Origin of the sequence: Streptomyces sp. NBC_01497, assembly GCF_036250695.1 — a bacterium.
Lineage (GTDB): Bacteria > Actinomycetota > Actinomycetes > Streptomycetales > Streptomycetaceae > Streptomyces.
Window position 1 is genome coordinate 4,268,721 of record NZ_CP109427.1, and the last position, 18,468, is coordinate 4,287,188.

12 protein-coding genes are annotated in these 18,468 nt (G+C 72.6%); 7 read left to right on the plus strand and 5 right to left on the minus strand.

What is annotated here, in order from left to right:
• Positions 1-10 precede the first annotated feature (10 nt).
• Both OG310_RS18265 and OG310_RS18270 read left to right on the plus strand, forming a co-directional pair.
• Positions 11-730: an ABC transporter permease gene (locus OG310_RS18265; protein ID WP_329456940.1), complete on the plus strand. Its 720-nt coding sequence runs from the start codon at positions 11-13 to the stop codon at positions 728-730.
• Between the two features lie 203 nt (positions 731-933).
• Complete coding sequence (locus OG310_RS18270; protein ID WP_329456941.1) at positions 934-1,548, plus strand: dihydrofolate reductase family protein; 615 nt, start codon at positions 934-936, stop codon at positions 1,546-1,548.
• A gap of 140 nt (positions 1,549-1,688) precedes the next feature.
• On the opposite strand, the gene OG310_RS18275 is transcribed toward OG310_RS18270, so the two are convergent.
• Positions 1,689-3,083 (minus strand): MFS transporter, encoded by a 1,395-nt coding sequence (locus tag OG310_RS18275; protein WP_329456942.1) that lies wholly within the window; start codon positions 3,081-3,083, stop codon positions 1,689-1,691.
• A 267-nt stretch (positions 3,084-3,350) separates the two neighbouring features.
• Between OG310_RS18275 and OG310_RS18280 the strand changes: the two genes are divergently transcribed.
• The gene (locus tag OG310_RS18280) at positions 3,351-6,002 is read left to right on the plus strand and encodes a glycoside hydrolase family 78 protein (protein WP_329456943.1); all 2,652 of its coding nucleotides are present in this window, start codon (positions 3,351-3,353) and stop codon (positions 6,000-6,002) included.
• A gap of 396 nt (positions 6,003-6,398) precedes the next feature.
• Here the strand turns inward: OG310_RS18280 and OG310_RS18285 are convergent, their stop codons facing one another.
• On the minus strand, positions 6,399-8,585 hold the full coding sequence (locus OG310_RS18285; RefSeq protein ID WP_329456944.1) for an ATP-binding SpoIIE family protein phosphatase: 2,187 nt from the start codon (positions 8,583-8,585) through the stop codon (positions 6,399-6,401).
• Between the two features lie 226 nt (positions 8,586-8,811).
• Between OG310_RS18285 and aspS the strand changes: the two genes are divergently transcribed.
• On the plus strand, positions 8,812-10,575 hold the full coding sequence (aspS, locus tag OG310_RS18290; protein WP_329456945.1) for an aspartate--tRNA ligase: 1,764 nt from the start codon (positions 8,812-8,814) through the stop codon (positions 10,573-10,575).
• Positions 10,576-10,769: 194 nt separating this feature from the next.
• On the opposite strand, the gene OG310_RS18295 is transcribed toward aspS, so the two are convergent.
• Both OG310_RS18295 and OG310_RS18300 read right to left on the minus strand, forming a co-directional pair.
• Positions 10,770-11,729: a pirin family protein gene (locus OG310_RS18295; RefSeq protein WP_329456946.1), complete on the minus strand. Its 960-nt coding sequence runs from the start codon at positions 11,727-11,729 to the stop codon at positions 10,770-10,772.
• 547 nt (positions 11,730-12,276) lie between these two features.
• Positions 12,277-12,750, minus strand: coding sequence for an SseB family protein (locus OG310_RS18300; protein WP_329456947.1), 474 nt, complete (start codon positions 12,748-12,750; stop codon positions 12,277-12,279).
• Between the two features lie 285 nt (positions 12,751-13,035).
• On the opposite strand from OG310_RS18300, the gene OG310_RS18305 reads away from it, so the two are divergent.
• Positions 13,036-14,862 carry an acyl-CoA dehydrogenase gene (locus tag OG310_RS18305; protein ID WP_329456948.1) on the plus strand — a complete coding sequence of 609 codons (1,827 nt, stop codon included), beginning with the start codon at positions 13,036-13,038 and terminating at the stop codon, positions 14,860-14,862.
• A gap of 200 nt (positions 14,863-15,062) precedes the next feature.
• Here OG310_RS18305 and OG310_RS18310 read toward each other — a convergent pair whose 3' ends face one another.
• Positions 15,063-16,310, minus strand: coding sequence for a hypothetical protein (locus tag OG310_RS18310; protein WP_329456949.1), 1,248 nt, complete (start codon positions 16,308-16,310; stop codon positions 15,063-15,065).
• A 292-nt stretch (positions 16,311-16,602) separates the two neighbouring features.
• Between OG310_RS18310 and OG310_RS18315 the strand changes: the two genes are divergently transcribed.
• Entirely contained in the window at positions 16,603-17,916 is a 1,314-nt protein-coding gene (locus tag OG310_RS18315; RefSeq protein WP_329456950.1) for a M18 family aminopeptidase, read from the plus strand.
• Positions 17,917-18,209: 293 nt separating this feature from the next.
• The gene (locus tag OG310_RS18320) at positions 18,210-18,434 is read left to right on the plus strand and encodes a DUF6458 family protein (protein ID WP_329456951.1); all 225 of its coding nucleotides are present in this window, start codon (positions 18,210-18,212) and stop codon (positions 18,432-18,434) included.
• The last annotated feature ends 34 nt before the right edge of the window (positions 18,435-18,468 follow it).

Here is an 18,468-nt window from a genome sequence, read left to right on the forward strand (position 1 = left end):
TGAACGCACCATGTACAACCCCACTGTCGCGCGGCTCACGTACCGCGCCCTGCTGGGCAGGCGCCGGGCCGCGATCCTCTTCATCCTGCCCGCGCTGCTGATCGTGATCTCGGTGGCCGTACGGCTGGTCAAGGGCGCGGACGACGGTACGGCGTCGGACCTGCTGGGCAGTTTCGGCATCGCCACGATGGTGCCGCTGATCGGCGTGATCGCGGGCACCGGCGCGATCGGCCCCGAGATCGACGACGGTTCGATCGTCTACCTGCTGTCGAAGCCGGTGAAGCGGCCCACCATCATCGTCACGAAGCTGACGGTCGCGATCGCCGTGACGATGGCCTTCTCGGCGATCCCGACGCTGATCGCCGGGTACATCCTGAACGGCAACGGCGCGCAGATCGCGGTGGCCTACACCGTCGCCGCGCTGGTCGCGTCGATCGCGTACAGCGCGCTGTTCCTGCTGCTCGGCACGGTCAGCAGGCACGCGGTCGTCATCGGCCTGGTCTACGCGCTGGTGTGGGAGGCGCTGTTCGGCAGCCTGGTCCCGGGTGCGCGGACCCTGAGCGTGCAGCAGTGGGCGCTCGCGCTCGCGCAGCGGATCGCCGGCCACGACGCGGTGTCCTCGGACGTGGGTCTGCCGGTCGCGGTGGTGCTGCTGCTGGTGGTCACCGTCGGGGCGACCTGGTACGCCGGACAGCGGCTGCGGACGCTGAAGCTGGCGGGCGAGGAGTAGCCCCGGGGCGCGCCGGCCGGCGGGAGGACCGCCGCGCGGCGGGCGGCGGCCGGGAGTCGCGGGGGCATACGGCGCACACGAGGACGCGCGGCACACCCGGCACACCCGGCGCGTACGGCGCGTACGGCACATCCGGCGGGCGCGACGCGCGGAGGACGGCGTTCCGGTGCCGCGCCGGGCGCCTGGCTGGTACCTCTTGGGCCATGCGCGACATCGTCCTGTCCCTGTCCGTGTCGCTGGACGGGTTCTTCGAGGGGCCCGGCGGCGACATCAGCTGGCACCGGGTCGACGACGAACTCCACCAGCACCTCAACGACCGGCTCCGCACCATGGGCGGTTTCCTCACCGGCCGCGCCACCCACGAGCTGATGGCGGCGTACTGGCCGACCGCCGACGCCGGCCCGGCGGCCTCCGGGCCCACCGCCGAGTTCGCCGGGATCTGGCGCTCGATGCCGAAGACCGTGTACTCCCGCACGCTCGCGCCGGGCCCCGCGCCCTGGAACGCGACCGTGGTGCCGGAGGTCGTCGTGGCGGACGTACGCGCCCTGAAGGCACAGGAGGGCGGGGACCTCGTGGTCGGCGGCCCGAACCTCGCGGCGACGTTCCTGCGGCACGGCCTGGTCGACGAGTTCCGTACCTACGTGCATCCGGTCCTCGTCGGGGGCGGCACCCGGCTGTTCCCCGAAGTGCCCTTCGCCGGGGCGGACCGTGCGGTGGGGCTGCGGCTCGTGGAGAGCCGCACCTTCGGCAACGGGGTCGTCCTCCTGCGCCACCGTGTGGACGCGGACGACCCGGCCCTGGAGGGCCGTCGGCAGTAGCCGGCCGCCGGGCAGCACCCGGCCGCACCGCCACGTACAGCACGGCACCCGGCGGGGCCGGCACGCACCGTGCCCGGCCGCCACGCACCGCACGGCACCCGGCGGCGCCAGTACGCGTGCCCGGCACCGCCGCCCGGGCACTACCTCGGCGCCACCAGCGCCTCCTTGACGAACCAGCCCTTGCCGCCGTCCGCGTTCCGGTGGCCGGTCTGCGTCAGCAGCAGGTTGTTGGTCTCCGGCGCCCACATCAGCGAGGTCACGCCGCCGATCAGCGACACGGCCCCCATGAACACCATCGACCAGCTCAGTCCCAGGTGGTCCAGGGAGAGCGGCAGCAGGAACGTGCCCATCGCCGCGCCGATCCTGCTGGCCGCCGACGACAGGCCGACGCCGGAGGTGCGGATCGACGTCGGGAAGAGCTCGTCCGGGTAGATGCCCGGCAGGATGCTCATGATCCCGTAGCTGAACAGGTAGCCGAAGAAGCAGACGGTCGCCAGCCACACCGGCAGCACCGCGTCCAGCGCGACGACGAACAGCATCAGCGCGCAGACGAACATCGGCCAGACGAGGATCGTGCGCCTGCCCACGCGGTCCACCAGCCACCAGCCGGTCGCCGCACCGATCAGCGCGATGATCGTGCCGATCAGGGCGCCCGCGAGCGCGGAGCCACCGAGGCCGATCGCCCTGAGGACGGTCGGCTGGAAGAAGGTCAGCGCGAAGTACGGCAGGACGATGCAGATCCAGAAGACGCAGGTGAAGACCGTACGCCGGAGGTAGTCGGGGGAGAACAGATCCCGGTAACGGGTCTCCTCCGCGCGCTCGGAGCGCCAGTCCTCGGTGTCCATCGAGACACCGAGATCCTCCTCGACGATCCGCGCGGCCTCCTCCTGGCGGCCCTTGGAGATCAGCCAGCGCGGCGACTCGGGCAGACCGTGCCGGATCATCAGGCACGCCACGGCGGGGATGGCGCTCGCGGCGAGCGTGTAGTGCCAGGCGCCCGGCCAGTTGGTGTTGACGACGTACCCGATGAGGTAGGCGACGACATAGCCGACGTTCCACAGGATTTCGAGGATCCCGAGGTAGTTGCCGCGTTTCTTGGTGGGCGCGAACTCGGCGAGCAGCGGTGAGCCGATGGAGTAGTCGGCGCCGACGGCGAGACCCATGATCAGCCCGAGCGCGAACACCTGCCAGGCGGCCGTCACGAAGAACATCAGCACGGCGCACGCCAGGAAGACCGACAGGTCGATCGTGAACATGGGGCGGCGGCCGAGCTTGTCGGTCAGGTAGCCGAGGCAGAGCCCGCCGAAGAACGTGCCGATCAGCGTCGAGGACGAGATCAGCGAGTTCCAGGTGGACGTGACGCCGATGTCGCGGGCCATCGCCGTACCGGCGAGCGCGGCGGCGACGGAGGCGAAGACGAACCCGTCGATGAACATCCCGCCGCCGGTGGCGATGGTCAGGCGCCGCAGGAAGCGCCGGGTCGCGGAACTCGCCTGCGTCACCTCACGGGGGGCGTCGTGTGCTGCTGTCGTCATCTGGTGCCTTCCGAGGGACTGATGACCTTGCCCCTCTCCGGAATCCGAAGAAACATTCCTGTGAATACGGTTTACGCGAGATCACGGGGTGGCGCCCGCTCTACTGCACAGGGGCGCGACGCGGCGAACGGGCGCCACCAGCGGGCGCGATCCGTTCGTGGGAGTGGTCGGGGCCGTGGCGCCCTTCCCCGACGAGATCGATCTCGGCACGATCGGGAGCGGGGCCCGGCCGGGCCCGTACGGCGCCACGACCACGAGGAGGGCCCGGTGGCATCGATCGTTCTTGACGCCCCGCGCGCGGAGCACCATCCGGCGGACCGGATCGGGATCGGGGAGCGGCGGCCCCGGCTGTCGTGGACCGTCCGCGAGGCCCCGCACGGCTGGGTGCAGGGCGCGTACGAGGTGCAGGTCACGGAGGAGGCACGGGGCGGCGCGCTGCCCCTGTTCGAGAGCGGCCGGATCGAGGGCGGCGACTCGCTGCTGGTGCCGTGGCCTGCGCCACCGCTGCGGGCGCGGCAGCGGTGCGCGGTGCGGGTACGGGTGTGGGGGCGGGGCGACGGGGCGCACGACGGAGGCCCTTCGCCGTGGAGCCCGTCGCTGACCGTGGAGGCCGGGCTGCTGGCCCCGGCCGACTGGACGGCGGTGATGGTCGGCCCCGACGGGGAGCGCGACCCCGGGGCGTGGGAGCGGGCCGACCTGCTGCGCGGTGCGTTCGAGCTGCCCGCGCCGCCCGCGTACGCCCGCCTGTATGTGACGGCGCGTGGCGTCTACGAGGTGGAGCTGAACGGCGCCCGGGTCGGCGACGAGGTGCTGGCCCCCGGCTGGACCAGCTACCGCCGCCGCCTGCGGTACCGGACACACGACGTGACGGCTCTGCTGCACGCGGGCTCCAACGTGCTCGGCGCGCACCTCGCCGACGGCTGGTTCCGGGGCCGCATCGGCTACGGCGGCGGCACCCGCGACATCTACGGCGAGCGCACCGGCCTGCTCGCGCAGCTGGAGGTGGTCTGCGGGAACGGCACGACCGTCCGCTTCGGCACCGGACCCGGCTGGCGGACCGCGCCGGGCCCGGTCATGCGGGCGAGCCTGTACGACGGTGAGCACCACGACGCCCGCAGGGAGCGGCGCGGCTGGTCGGAGCCCGGCTACGAGGAGGCGGCGCGGGACGCGGGACCGGGGGCCTGGCGTCGCGTGCGGGTCGCGACGGACTTCGACCCGAGGACTTTGCGCGCGCCCACGGGACCGCCCGTGCGGCACACACGGGACATCGCGCCGGTCTCCGTCACGACCTCGCCGTCCGGGCGGACGGTCCTCGACTTCGGGCAGAACCTCGTCGGCCGGCTGCGGCTGCGGCTGCACGGCGACCCGGCCGCGCGCGGCAGCGAGGTGACCGTACGGCACGCGGAGGTGCTCCAGGACGGCGAACTGTGCACCCGGCCGCTGCGGGACGCACAGGCCACCGACCGCTATGTGCGGGCCGGGCGGCACGAGGAGGTGTGGGAACCCCGGTTCACCTTCCACGGCTTCCGCTACGCGGAGATCGCCGGCGGCCCCGAGCAGCTCGACCCGGCGGATGTGACGGCCCGGGTGATCGGCAGCGACCTGCGGCGCACGGGCTGGTTCGCGTGCTCCGACGACGACGTCAACCGGCTGCACGAGAACGTGCTCTGGAGCATGCGCGGCAACTTCGTCGACGTGCCGACGGACTGCCCCCAGCGCGATGAGCGCCTCGGCTGGACGGGCGACATCCAGGTCTTCACGCCGACCGCCGCGTTCCTCCACGACTGCTCCGGCATGCTCGCGTCCTGGCTGGCGGACCTGGCGGCCGACCAGTACGCGGACGGCACGGTGCCGCTGATCGTGCCGGAGATCCCCACCCCCGAGTGGCTGCCGGCCTGGCCGATGGCGGTGTGGGGCGACGCGGCCGTGCTGATGCCATGGGAGCTGTACCGGGCCTACGGCGACGAGGGACTGCTGCGCGACCGGTACGGCAGCGCGCGGGCCTGGGTCGACCGGGTCCTTTCCGGCGGTACGGACGGTTCGACCGGCCGCCAGCTCGGCGACTGGCTCGACCCGGCGGCGCCGCCGGACGACCCGTGGGCGGCGCGCACCGACGCCGGGCTGGTCGCGGCGGCGTACGCGGTCCGCTCGACGCAGGTGCTGGCGCGGATCGCGGCCGTCCTCGGCGAGAGCGGCGACGCGGAGCGCTACCGGGCGGCGGCGGCCGGGGCGCGGGAGCGCTTCGTGGCCACGTACGTCACCGGCGACGGGCGGCTGACCAGCGACAGCCAGACGGCGTACGCGCTGGCCCTGGTCTTCGGCCTGCTGCCGCCCGCCCTGGTGGCAGGGGCGGGCCGGCGGCTCGCGGAGCTCGTCGCGGCGGACGGCCACCACATCGGCACGGGCTTCGCGGGCACGCCGGTGATCTGCGAGGCGCTGACGCGTGCGGGCGCGCTGGACGACGCGTACCGGTTGCTGCTGCAGCGCGGGTGCCCGTCCTGGCTCTACCCGGTGACGCGGGGGGCCACGACGATCTGGGAGCGGTGGGACAGCCTGCTGCCGGACGGCACGGTCAACCCGGGCGAGATGACGTCGTTCAACCACTACGCGCTCGGCGCCGTCGCCGACTGGCTGCACACGCGGGTCGCGGGGCTGTCGCCGGCGGCGCCCGGCTGGCGGCGGGTGCGGATCGCGCCCTGTCCCGGCGGCGGCCTGACCTGGGCACGGGCCCGGCACGAGACGCCCTACGGGACGGCGGAGGTGAGCTGGCGGATCGACGGGGGGCGCCGCCTGGAGACGGAGTTCACCATCCCGATCGGCACCACGGCGGAGGTCGACCTGCCGGGCCTCGACCCGTACGAGGTGGGCCCGGGCAGGCACCGTGCGGGGGTGGACCTGCCGGCGCCATCGGGCAGGTGAGGTGGCCCCTGCGACGCGCGGGGCCCTTGGGGCGGCCCCGGGGGCCGGGGCCGGGCACCCGACGCGCGGGGCACCCCGCGTGCCGGGCCGCTGACACGTGCGGGTGCCCGGCCGTGCACCGCCGCCACGTGCGGGGCGCCCGCCGTGTTCCGCCGCCACCGGAGGGAGCCTGCCATGCCAGGCCCCCGGGGCCGGGCACCCGACGCGCGGGGCACCCCGCGTGCCGGGCCGCTGACACGTGCGGGTGCCCGGCCGTGCACCGCCGCCACGTGCGGGGCGCCCGCCGTGTTCCGCCGCCACCGGAGGGAGCCTGCCATGCCCCGGCCGCCAACAGCCGCCACCGGCCGCGCACCGCAGGGGCCCGGCGCGAGTGTCACGCCCGGGCCGCGGGCGCCGCTACATCGCGGGCGTCTGCTCCCGCAGCTCGAACCAGATCATCTTGCCGTCGCCGCGCGGGTCCACGCCCCATTCGTCGGCCAGGACCTCCATCAGCACGAGGCCCCGCCCGCTGGACGCCATCTCGCCGGGCCTGCGCCGGTGCGGGAGTTCGTCGCTCGTGTCCGCGACCTCCACACGCAGGGTGCGGCCACCCGACTCGCCCGCCGTCTGCGCCGACACCAGGGCGTCGCCGTCGGTGTGCACGAGGACGTTCGTGACCATTTCGGAGACCATCAGGACCGCCGAGTCGACCTGCTCCTCGTCCGGCCAGTCGTGCATCAGGGCGCGCAGCTGGTGGCGGGCGTCCGCGATGCGCTCGGGATCGGCCTGCGCGATGGTGAGGGCCGCGCGGCGCGGCGCGAGCAAGCCGCCGCTCGCGGACGAGGGATCGCGGGAGAGCAGCACCAGGGCGATGTCGTCCTCACGCCGTTCCGCGAGCGGGCCCGTCGTGTAGTGGGAGATCGGCCCGTGCACGGACTCGATGAGCCCGTCCGCCAGCTTCTCCAGGGACTCCTTGTCCAGCGCGCTGTCCGTGTGCTGCTCGATGATCGGCCGCAGCCGGTCCCAGCCGGTGAACATGTCGTGCCCGCCGGTCTCGATCAGCCCGTCCGTGCACAGCATGATCACTTCACCGTGGCCGAGGACCAGCCGGGTCGTCGGATAGTCCGAGTCCGTCTCGATGCCGAGCGGCAGTCCGCCCTCCGTCTTGCGGATGATCGCCGTGCCGTCCGCCATCCGGATCACCGGGTCGGGGTGGCCGGCGCGGGCGATGTCGATGGTGCCGGTGACCGGGTCGACCTCCAGGTAGAGGCAGGTCGCGAAGCGGGGCCCGGCCTCCTCGTCCTCCTCCTCGTACGGAAGCCCGTCGCTGCCCACGATCGGGTGCTGCTGGAGCCCGGAGAAGAAGCGGGACGCGCGGGCGAGCACCGCGTCGGGCCTGTGGCCTTCCGAGGCGTACGCGCGAAGGGCGATCCGCAGCTGCCCCATCAGGCTGGCCGCCCGCACGTCGTGCCCCTGTACGTCCCCGATGACCAGCGCGAAGCGCCCTTCGGCCGCGGAGCCGCCGGGCAGCGGGATCATGTCGTACCAGTCGCCGCCGACGACCAGGCCGCCGCCGGTCGGCACGTACCGCGCGGCGACCGACATGCCGGGCAGGTCCGGCGCGAGCCGGGGCATCATCGAGCGCTGGAGACCCTGCGAGAGCGCGCGTTCGGTCTCGGCGATCTCGGTGCGGGCGAGGGCCTGGGCCAGCATCCGCGCGACGGTCGTCAGCACCGACCGCTCGTCGGGCGAGAACGCGACGCGCTGGTTGAACGCGGCCATCCAGGCGCCGAGCGTGCGCCCGGCGACGACGAGCGGCAGGTACGCCCAGGACGTCCGGCCCATCGGCCGCACGTACGGCCACATCTCCGGGTAGCGGCGCTCGTACTCCTCGGGGGAGGGGATGTAGACGGCGCGGCCCGTGCGGATCACCTCGGACGCCGCGTAGTTCGCGTCGAGGGTGAGGCGCCGGTCGAACTCCTCGGAGGCCTGCATCGGGCCGTAGATCCCGATCAGTTTGATCCGCTCCCCCGTGACGCCGAAGACGGCCAGGCCGTCCGGGGAGAACCCCGGCATCGACAGCGACGCGGCGACCCGGAGCACGTCCTCGGTGGAATGGGCCTCCGCCAGCGCCCGGCCCGCGTCCAGCAGGAACGCCTCGCGCGAGCGGCGCCAGTCCCCCGTGATGTGCGTACCGGAGACGGCCGTGCCCGGCTCGGACTCCGCGACCTCCTGCAGGCCGCCGACGAGCGCGTACATCCGGCCGAGTCCACCGGCCGCGTCGCGCGAGCCGCCCGCCTCACCGTGCACGTACGGCTTGGAGCGCGAACGCACCGTCCGCAGGACGCGGCCCGTCTCGTCCACAATGCGCAGCCGGACCTCGGCGAGGCTGTCCTCGGCGACGGCGAGGCCGATGATGCCGTCCATCTCGTTCCAGTCGACCGGATGCACCCGGGAGCGGATCTCGGGCACGCCGACGACCCTCGCCCTGGCGTCGAACCCCAGCATCCGGGCCGCCTCGGCGTCGAGCGAGACCGTGTGAGAAGTGGTGTCCCAGCGCCACGTGCCCGTCGCGATCGCCGACAGAACGTCCTCTGTGCGCATTTTCCCACTGTATGGACAGGTTCCGATTCCCTGCCACCGAGCGCCCGCCGCCTGCCGCGCCCCGCGCCGGTGGGGCAGAGCCACCTCCCTCACGGGCCGGGCGGCCGGGAAACGCCGTGAAGGGCGTGCGCGGCGGGCGATAGAGTTGCGGTGGCCGTCCGAACCGTCCCGGCCCCGAGTCCGTACGGTTCGCCCACCCCACCACCCCAGGACTGGATGAACGACGATGCATCGGTACAGGTCCCACACCTGCGGCGAGCTCCGCGCCTCTGACGTCGGCACCGACGTCCGGCTGAGCGGCTGGCTGCACAATCGCCGAGACCTGGGCGGCATCCTCTTCATCGATCTGCGCGACCACTACGGTCTCGTGCAGCTGGTGGCCCGGCCGGGTACGCCCGCCGTGGAGGCGCTGTCGCACCTGACCAAGGAGACCGTCGTACGGATCGACGGCACGGTCTCCGCCCGCGGCGCGGACAACGTCAACCCCGAACTGCCGACCGGCGAGATCGAGATCGAGGTCTCCGCGGTCGAGGTGCTCGGCGCGGCGGCCCCGCTGCCGTTCACCATCAACACCGACGACGGTGTGGGTGAGGAGCGGCGCCTGGAGTACCGCTTCCTCGACCTGCGCCGCGAGCGCATGCACCGCAACATCATGCTGCGCACGGCTGTGATCTCCGCTATCCGGCACAAGATGACGACGCTCGGCTTCAACGAGATGGCCACCCCGATCCTCACCGCGACGTCCCCCGAGGGCGCGCGCGACTTCGTGGTGCCGTCCCGGCTGAACCCCGGCAAGTTCTACGCGCTGCCGCAGGCGCCGCAGCAGTTCAAGCAGCTGCTGATGGTCTCCGGCTTCGACCGCTACTTCCAGATCGCGCCGTGCTTCCGCGACGAGGACGCCCGTGCGGACCGCTCGCCCGGCGAGTTCTACCAGCTCGACCTGGAGATGAGCTTCGTCGAGCAGGAGGACGTGTTCGGTCCGGTCGAGAAGCTGATGACCGAGCTGTTCACGGAGTTCGGCCAGGGCCGCGAGGTCACCTCGCCGTTCCCGCGCATCCCCTTCCGCGAGTCGATGCGCAAGTACGGCAGTGACAAGCCGGACCTGCGCGCGCAGTTGGAGCTGCACGACATCTCGGACGTCTTCGAGCATTCCGAGTTCAAGGCGTTCGCGGGCAAGCACGTGCGCGCGCTGCCGGTGCCGGACACGGCGGGTCAGTCGCGGAAGTTCTTCGACCAGCTCGGCGACTACGCGGTGGAGCAGGGCGCGAAAGGCCTGGCCTGGGTGCGTGTCGGTGACGACGGCGCGTTGAGCGGCCCGATCGCGAAGTTCCTCACCGAGGAGAACGTCAAGGTCCTCACCGAGCGCCTGTCGCTCGCCCCGGGCCACGCGGTGTTCTTCGGCGCGGGCGCCTACGACGAGGTCTCGAAGATCATGGGCGCGGTCCGCGTCGAGGCCGCGAAGCGCTCCGGCCACTTCGAGGACGGCGTCTTCCGGTTCTGCTGGATCGTCGACTTCCCGATGTACGAGAAGGACGAGGAGAGCGGCCGGATCGACTTCTCCCACAACCCCTTCTCGATGCCGCAGGGCGGCCTTGAGGCGCTGGAGACGATGGACCCGCTGGACATCCTGGCGTGGCAGTACGACATCGTCTGCAACGGCATCGAGCTGTCCTCCGGCGCGATCCGGAACCACGAGCCCGAGGTCATGATCAAGGCCTTCGGGATCGCCGGGTACGAGCGCGGCGACGTCGAGCGCGACTTCGCCGGCATGCTGCGCGCGCTGCGCTTCGGCGCCCCGCCGCACGGTGGCATCGCCCCGGGCATCGACCGCATGGTGATGCTGCTCGCCGACGAGCCGAACATCCGCGAGACCATCGCCTTCCCGCTCAGCCAGAACGCGCAGGACCTGCTGATGGGCGCGCCGAGCGAGCTCCCGGAGGCGCGGCTGCGCGAGCTGCACATCTCGCTGCGCAAGCCGCAGGGGAAGTGACGCCGTAGCGCCACCGCGCGCACCGAGGGCCGGCCGGGACAGTGATCCCGGCCGGCCCTCGGCCGTTCTCGTCCCCCTCGCCGGCGTCCGTCCCGGGTGCGGAGCCGCTGCGGGGGCGCGGCGCGGGGCACGCACGACACCGCCCCGCGACGGCGGCGGCCGTCACGGGGCGGGGGCTTGGGGGGCGGGTCGGGTCAGGTGTGCGGGAGCGTGGCCGGGGCGGTGCCCAGGCGGCCCGCCTGGAAGTCGTCGAACGCCTGGCGGAGTTCGGCCTGGGTGTTCATCACGAACGGGCCGTAGTGCGCCATCGGCTCCCGGATGGGGCGGCCACCGAGGAGCACGACCTCCAGGTCCGGGGTGTTCGCGTCCTGACTCTCGTCCGCGCGCACGGTCAGCGAGCCGCCCGCGCCGAACACGGCCGTCTGACCCGTGTGCACGGGACGGCGGTCCGTACCGACCGAGCCGCGGCCCGCGAGCACGTACGCCAGGCCGTTGAAGTCCTCGCGCCACGGCAGTGTGATCTCGGCGCCGGGCCTGACCGACGCGTGGATCATGGTGATCGGCGTGTGCGTGACGCCGGGGCCCTCGTGGCCGTCCAGCTCGCCGGCGATGACGCGGAGCAGCGCGCCGCCGTCGGGCGTGCTGAGCAGCTGGACCTGGCCGCCGCGGATGTCCTGGTAGCGGGGGTTCATCATCTTGTCCGACGCCGGGAGGTTCACCCAGAGCTGGAGGCCGTGGAAGAGGCCGCCCGAGACGACCAGCGACTCCGGCGGCGCCTCGATGTGCAGCAGGCCGGAGCCCGCCGTCATCCACTGGGTGTCGCCGTTGGTGATGGTGCCGCCGCCGCCCTGGCTGTCCTGGTGGTCGAAGACGCCGTCGATGATGTAGGTGACGGTCTCGAAGCCGCGGTGGGGGTGCCACGGGGTGCCCTTCGGCTCTCCCGGCGCGTAGTCCACCTCGCCCATCTGGTCCATCATGATGAACGGGTCGAGGTACTGGTAGTTGATCCCCGCGAAGGCCCGGCGCACCGGGAAGCCCTCGCCCTCGAAGCCGCTGGGCGCCGTGGTGACGGCGAGCACGGGACGGGCGGCGGCTTCGGCGGGAGCGGCCACGCGCGGCAGGGTCAGCGGGTTTTCCACGGTCACAGCAGGCATGAGAGCCCTCCTCGGTGTCTTCGTCCCTCAATTTAGTTGAAGAGTGAACATTCCGCAAGCGTGACGGGTCCGCGCGGCGGGCCGCCCCGCCCCGGGCGCGGCCGAACGGGCGGTGCGGAGGGCGATCGGGGAGCGGTGGGGACAGGGCGGGGCGCGTCGAGGCGGGCCGGCTCGACGCCGGAATGGATCGGGCGCCGGTGCGGGACAGGGCCGGTGCGGGACGGGGCCGGCCCGAGCGCCGGCCGAGATCCGGCTCAACCGGCGGGAAAGGAGGTCACGGGCACCCGCCGGTGGTCACGGGCACCCGCCGGTGCGGGACGCCGTCGCCGGAGCGGGCGGTGGCCGGCGAGGCTGCCGGCGCTCGCCGTGCCGGGAGGCTACGGGCGGGGCGCGTCCGTGCGGGCGGCGCGGGGAAGGCGGAGCACACGGAGGCCCCGGGCGGTGAGGCGCCGGGCGTCGAGCTTCCCCACGTCACGGTCGGGGGGCCGGGCGTCGGGGTCCGGCGCCGAGGTCCCGGGCGTCGAGCTGGTGCCCGGTGTGCGGCGACTCAGCCGTACATGCGGCGCATCGCGTAGTCGACCATCTGCTCGACGGCCTTCGCGTCGAAGACCATCCGGTGCTCGCCCTCCATGTCCAGGACGAAGCCGTACCCGGTGGGCAGCAGGTCGATCACCTCGGAGCCGGTGATCACGAAGTACTTGGAGTCCTTGCCCGCGTAGCGGCGCAGCTCCTTGAGCGTGGTGAACATGGGGATGACCGGCTGCTGCGTGTTGTGCAGGGCCAGGAAGCCGGGTCCCTCGCCGCGCGGGCAGTAGACCTTCGACGTGGAGAAGATCTGCTGGAAGTCCTCGGCGGACAGCACGCCCGTGGTGAACGCCTTCACGGCGTCGGCCAGCGACGGAGGGGACGGCTCCGGGTACAGCGGCTGCTCGCCGTAGCCTCCGCCCATCGGCTGCTGCTGCTGATGGCTGGGCTGGGCGTACTGCTGCTGGGCGCCAGGCGTCTGCTCGTAGCCGTACATGGCCGCAAGAATACTGAGGATCGCGGGCCCGTGGGCCGCGGGGCGGCGCCGGTTCCGGCGGGCCTCGCGGGTGCGCCTCCAGGGGTGCGCCCCGTACGCGGTGGCGTCGGCGCGCGAGGGGGAGCCGCGTCACACATCCCTGGCCGGGGTTGCCCTTATTACCGACGGGTAGCATCATCGAAGGCACTGCACAACGCTGAACGCCGGATATCGCCGAACCTGATACATGTCTGAGGAGCCGACCCCCCTCCGGGCCTCCTCGTGAGCCTTTACGGAGCCGTGGCCATGGGGCACTACAAGTCGAACCTCCGCGACATCGAGTTCAACCTCTTCGAGGTGCTCGGCCGGGAGAAGCTGTACGGCAGCGGTCCCTTCGCCGAGATGGACGTGGAGACCGCGAAGAGCATCCTCTCCGAGGTGACCCGCCTCTCCGAGCAGGAGCTCGCCGCGTCCTTCGCCGACGCGGACCGCACTCCGCCGGTCTTCGACCCCGGGACGGGCACCGCGCCGCTCCCCGAGACCTTCAAGAAGTCGTACGCGGCGTTCATGGACTCCGAGTACTGGCGGCTCGGCCTGCCCGAGGAGATCGGCGGCACCACCGCCCCGCGCTCCCTCATCTGGGCGTACGCGGAGCTGGTGCTCGGCGCGAACCCGGCTGTGTGGATGTACTCGTCGGGTCCCGCCTTCGCCGGCGTCCTCTTCGAGGAGGGCACCGAGGAGCAGAAGAAGATCGCGGCGCTCGCCGTCGAGAAGCAGTGGGGCTCGACGATGGTGCTGACCGAGCCCGACGCGGGCTCCGACGTCGGCGCGGGCCGTACGAAGGCGGTCCAGCAGGAGGACGGGTCCTGGCACATCGAGGGCGTGAAGCGGTTCATCACGTCCGGTGAGCACGACCTCTCCGACAACATCCTCCACTACGTGCTCGCCCGTCCCGAGGGTGCGGGCCCCGGCACCAAGGGCCTGTCCCTCTTCCTCGTGCCGAAGTACCACTTCGACCAGGAGAGCGGCGAGCTCGGCGAGCGCAACGGCGTCCGGGCGACCAACGTCGAGCACAAGATGGGCCTCAAGGCCTCCAACACCTGCGAGATGACCTTCGGCGGCGACGTGCCCGCCACGGGCTGGCTGGTCGGCGACAAGCACGAGGGCATCCGGCAGATGTTCCGCGTCATCGAGTTCGCCCGCATGATGGTCGGCACGAAGGCCATCGCCACCCTCTCCACCGGCTACCTCAACGCGCTGGAGTACGCGAAGGAGCGGGTGCAGGGCCCCGACCTCGCGCAGTTCACGAACAAGGCGGCCCCCAAGGTCACCATCACCCACCACCCCGACGTGCGCCGCTCGCTGATGACGCAGAAGGCGTACGCGGAGGGCATGCGCGCGCTCGTCCTCTACACGGCCGCCGTGCAGGACGAGATCACCGCCAAGGAGGCCGCGGAGGAGGACACGTCCGCACTGCACGGCCTCAACGACCTGCTGCTCCCGATCGTCAAGGGCTACGGGTCGGAGAGGTCCTACGAGCAGCTGGCGCAGTCGCTCCAGACGTTCGGCGGCTCCGGCTACCTCCAGGAGTACCCGGTCGAGCAGTACATCCGGGACGCGAAGATCGACACCCTCTACGAGGGCACCACCGCGATCCAGGGCCAGGACTTCTTCTTCCGGAAGATCGTCCGGGACCAGGGTGTCGCGCTGAACACGCTCTCCGAGGAGATCAAGCAGTTCCTCGCGGTGTCCACCGGTGGTACGGACCTGGCGCCCGCGCGTGAGGCGCTCGCCAAGGCCGCAGGCGACCTGGAGGCGATCGTCTCCGCGATGCTCACCGACCTCACCGCCACCGGCGAGGACGTGAAGAGCATCTACAAGGTCGGGCTGAACACCACGCGGCTGCTGCTGGCCTCCGGCGACGTGATCGTCGGCTACCTGCTGCTGCGCGGCGCCGCCGTGGCCGCCGAGAAGCTGCAGACGGCGTCCGCGAAGGACGTGCCGTTCTACCAGGGCAAGATCGCGGCGGCGAAGTTCTTCGCGGCGAACGTCCTGCCGGGCGTCGGCATGGAGCGGACGCTCGCGGAGAACGTGGACCTCTCGCTGATGGAGCTGGACGAGTCGGCGTTCTGACCTCGCCGGTCCGCGGGCAGGTCCCGGGGACCGGCCAGGCCGGCCGCTGCGACGAACGCGAGAGGGTGCCCCCGCACGGGGGCACCCTCTCGCGTTCATGGGCGGTCATTGACGTCTCGGATGTCTTCGACGCCGCGTCCGTCTTCGACGTCATGGATGCCACGGACGTCACGGACGACGTCACGGACGTCACGGACGTCTCAGAAGTCGATCGTCGCGCTGCCGTGCACGCCCGTGTTCCGCAGCGGCCCGAATCCGTCGGCGAGGAGTTCGGCGGAGACGCTCAGCGAACGGCCCTCGGCGCCACCGCTACCGCCGTCCCCGTGGTGGCGGACGTCGCCGGAGGCGCCGGCGCCCCGCCGGAGGGTGGCGGGCCCGGCGGTGCTGGTCGCCGGCGGGCCGCCCACGCCCCGGGGCAGGGTGATCGTGAACGGCACCGCCAGTGCCGCGCCAGGGCGCAGCTCGTGGCCCAGGGCGGCCGGCGTCGCGGCCACCAGCGACCCGCCGGGGAGGCGGGTGACGCTCAGCGCCGTTCCGTCCACGCTCACGCGCACGTCCCCCGGGTCGAGGCCGGCGCTGTCGTCCAGCACGAACCGCGCGCCCACGCCCCGGAAGCGGGGGCCCACCGCCGGCGTGCGGAAGGTGGCCAGGCCGCTGATGCGGTGCCCGGCCGGGGTGTTCGGCGCGTGGTGCAGGGTGACGTCCGCGCTCGTGGTGCCGTCGACGGCGAAGTCGTACGTGATGCCTTCGAGGGTCAGGTTGTCGACGTACGTGTCGAGCGTGCCGGCGGATTCGCCGGGGCCGCCGGCGTTCCCGATGAGACCGACCACCCCGCTCGTGTCGCTGCCGCACGCGTCGGCGAACTCGCCGAGCGGTGCGTCCTGGCCCGCTTCGTGGCCGGGGATCGCGCGCGACGTGCGCCAGATGCCGTCGGGGCCGGACTCCCAGTGCTGCCACACGTCCGGGACGACACCGCCGCGGCCCCGGCCGTCCGTCGCGAGCTGCGGCTGGAAACTCAGCGTGGTGAAGGCGCCGTGGCAGAGCATCGGCAGCTGGAGGCCGGCGCCCGTGCGGACGGCCGTCGTGTGCGCCCCGTCGACGTACGAGTCGTACGAGATCCCGGACGCCAGCAGGGTTCTCAGCGCGACCGGGGTGGTGAAGTAGTGCGCCGCCTGCGACTGCTGTCCGGGTCCGGCCTTCAGGTGGAGGCTGCCGTCGAAGCGGTCGGGTGCGGCCAGCGCCGCGATCTCCTCGACGCCCGGATGCCTGGTCGTCGTCGGATCGTCCCGCAACCGCAGCCAGGCGCGGCCGGGGCCGAGGTCGTTCGCGGTGACCCGCTGGGTCGTGACCTGCGGGGCCCGCGCGGCCTGTGCGGCCGGGGCCGGGCCCAGCAGGGACGCGGTCGCCGCCAGGGCGACGGCGGACAGGCACGCGGTGAGTCGGTTCATGCGGGGGTCTCCGATCGGAGGGCTGCCGCGACGGGCCGCGCTCCGGTCGGAGGGCTGCCGGACGGACTGCGGAGTGCGACGGGGGCCGGGCGTGCTCACTCTCGCCCGGCCGGCCCGTGGCGTGGTGTTCGCCACGTCGCCGACTCACCCGATGAGACTCATAGGAATATGCAACCTTCCTACTGATCGCCGGGGTTTGACGGGTTCGTCACCCCCTCCGGAAGCTGCAGCGCGGACAAATGAAGGCGTGAGGGCGGCGGTCCGGCTCTCACGCGTCGTTATGGTGAACCACATGAGCACTTCCGCCGACCGCCCGGGACCCCGGTTCGACCGGGGCCACACCGACGACCTCATGGCCTTCCTCAGCGCCTCGCCGTCCCCGTACCACGCGGTGGCGAACGCCGCGGCGCGGCTGGAGAAGGCCGGCTTCCGCCAGGTCGCCGAGACCGACGCGTGGGACGGCTCCACCGGTGGCAGATACGTGCTCCGCGGCGGCGCGATCGTGGCCTGGTACGTGCCGGAGGGGGCGTCCCGCCATACGCCGTTCCGGATCGTCGGCGCCCACACCGACTCCCCGAACCTGCGGATCAAGCCGCTCCCGGACTCCGGCGCGTACGGCTGGCGCCAGGTCGCCGTGGAGGTCTACGGCGGCACGCTGCTCAACACCTGGCTCGACCGCGACCTCGGCCTGTCCGGCCGGATCACGCTGCGCGACGGCAGCACCCGCCTCGTCACCGTCGACCGTCCGCTGCTGCGCGTCCCGCAACTCGCCGTGCACCTCGACCGGTCCGTCAACACGGACGGCCTCAAGCTGGACCGGCAGCGCCACATGCAGCCCATCTGGGGCCTCGGCGACGCGCAGGAGGGCGACCTGATCCGGTTCGTCGCGGACGAGGTCGACGTCGACGCGTCGGACATCACCGGCTGGGACCTGATGCCGCACCCCGTGGAGCCGCCCGCCTACCTGGGCCGCGACCGTGAACTGGTCGCCGGGCCCCGGATGGACAACCTGCTGTCCGTGCACGCGGCGACCGCGGCGCTCGCGTCCGCCGTGACGACCACCGGCGCGGACCTCCCGTACATCCCGGTGCTCGCGGCCTTCGACCACGAGGAGAACGGCTCGCAGTCGGACACCGGCGCGGACGGGCCGCTGCTCGGCACGGTCCTTGAGCGGTCGGTACTGGCCCGCGGCGGCACCTTCGAGGACCGCTCGCGCGCCTTCGCCGGCACGTTCTGCCTGTCCTCGGACACGGGCCACGCGGTGCACCCCAACTACGCGGAGCGGCACGACCCGACGCACCAGCCGCGCGCCAACGGCGGCCCCATCCTCAAGGTCAACGTGAACATGCGGTACGCGACGGACGGCGTGGGCCGCGGGGTCTTCGTGGACGTGTGCGAGCGCGCGGGCGTGCCGTGGCAGACCTTCGTCTCCAACAACGCGATGCCGTGCGGGACGACGATCGGCCCGATCACGGCAGCCCGGCACGGCATCACCACGGTGGACATCGGCGTGGCGATCCTGTCGATGCACAGCGCCCGTGAACTGTGCGGCGCGGACGACCCGTTCCACCTGGCCAACGCGCTGACCGCGTTCCTGGAGGGCTGAGGGCCCGTCACCGCCCGGCCGTCACCACCAGCGCCTCGCTGTCGGCGCCCGTCCGTCACCGCCCCGCCGCCGTCACCACAGCCTCGCTGTCGGCGTCCGCCCGTCTCCGCCCCGCCCGTTACGGACCGCCCCGCCTGTCCTGCGTCGCCGCTGGGCCGCCCCGGCCCCCACCGCACACCGTCGCGGCTGGGGCTGACGCGGCCGCAGATGCCGCTGTCCGCATGCTTGTTCGCCGCCTGGGTACCCGGTGTCAAGGCCCGGAAGGCCACCACGCTCACCAGGAGGCGGTACTCATGGGCATCGGCGGATGCATCGCACTCATCGCGGTCGGCGCGATCCTCACGTTCGCGACCGACTGGCACATGAAGGGCGTGAACCTCGACCTGGTCGGGATCATCCTGATGGCTGTCGGCATCATCGGCATCGCGACCTTCACCAGCATCGCCCGCCGCAGGCGGGGAGCCATCATGGAGGAGACCGTGGTGGAGCGCGACCACCACCACGGCCCGATCCTCTGACTCCGCGTCCGGCTCCGGCCCTTCGGCCCGCCCG

What these genes read in the sequence shown, in the direction of transcription:
- OG310_RS18265 (WP_329456940.1), top strand. Translation starts at nt 11, where the DNA reads ATGTACAACCCCACTGTCGCGCGGCTCACGTACCGCGCCCTGCTGGGC.
- OG310_RS18270 (WP_329456941.1), top strand. Translation starts at nt 934, where the DNA reads ATGCGCGACATCGTCCTGTCCCTGTCCGTGTCGCTGGACGGGTTCTTC.
- OG310_RS18275 (WP_329456942.1), bottom strand. Translation starts at nt 3,083, where the DNA reads ATGACGACAGCAGCACACGACGCCCCCCGTGAGGTGACGCAGGCGAGT.
- OG310_RS18285 (WP_329456944.1), bottom strand. Translation starts at nt 8,585, where the DNA reads ATGCGCACAGAGGACGTTCTGTCGGCGATCGCGACGGGCACGTGGCGC.
- aspS (WP_329456945.1), top strand. Translation starts at nt 8,812, where the DNA reads ATGCATCGGTACAGGTCCCACACCTGCGGCGAGCTCCGCGCCTCTGAC.
- OG310_RS18295 (WP_329456946.1), bottom strand. Translation starts at nt 11,729, where the DNA reads ATGCCTGCTGTGACCGTGGAAAACCCGCTGACCCTGCCGCGCGTGGCC.
- OG310_RS18300 (WP_329456947.1), bottom strand. Translation starts at nt 12,750, where the DNA reads ATGTACGGCTACGAGCAGACGCCTGGCGCCCAGCAGCAGTACGCCCAG.
- OG310_RS18305 (WP_329456948.1), top strand. Translation starts at nt 13,036, where the DNA reads ATGGGGCACTACAAGTCGAACCTCCGCGACATCGAGTTCAACCTCTTC.
- OG310_RS18310 (WP_329456949.1), bottom strand. Translation starts at nt 16,310, where the DNA reads ATGAACCGACTCACCGCGTGCCTGTCCGCCGTCGCCCTGGCGGCGACC.
- OG310_RS18315 (WP_329456950.1), top strand. Translation starts at nt 16,603, where the DNA reads ATGAGCACTTCCGCCGACCGCCCGGGACCCCGGTTCGACCGGGGCCAC.
- OG310_RS18320 (WP_329456951.1), top strand. Translation starts at nt 18,210, where the DNA reads ATGGGCATCGGCGGATGCATCGCACTCATCGCGGTCGGCGCGATCCTC.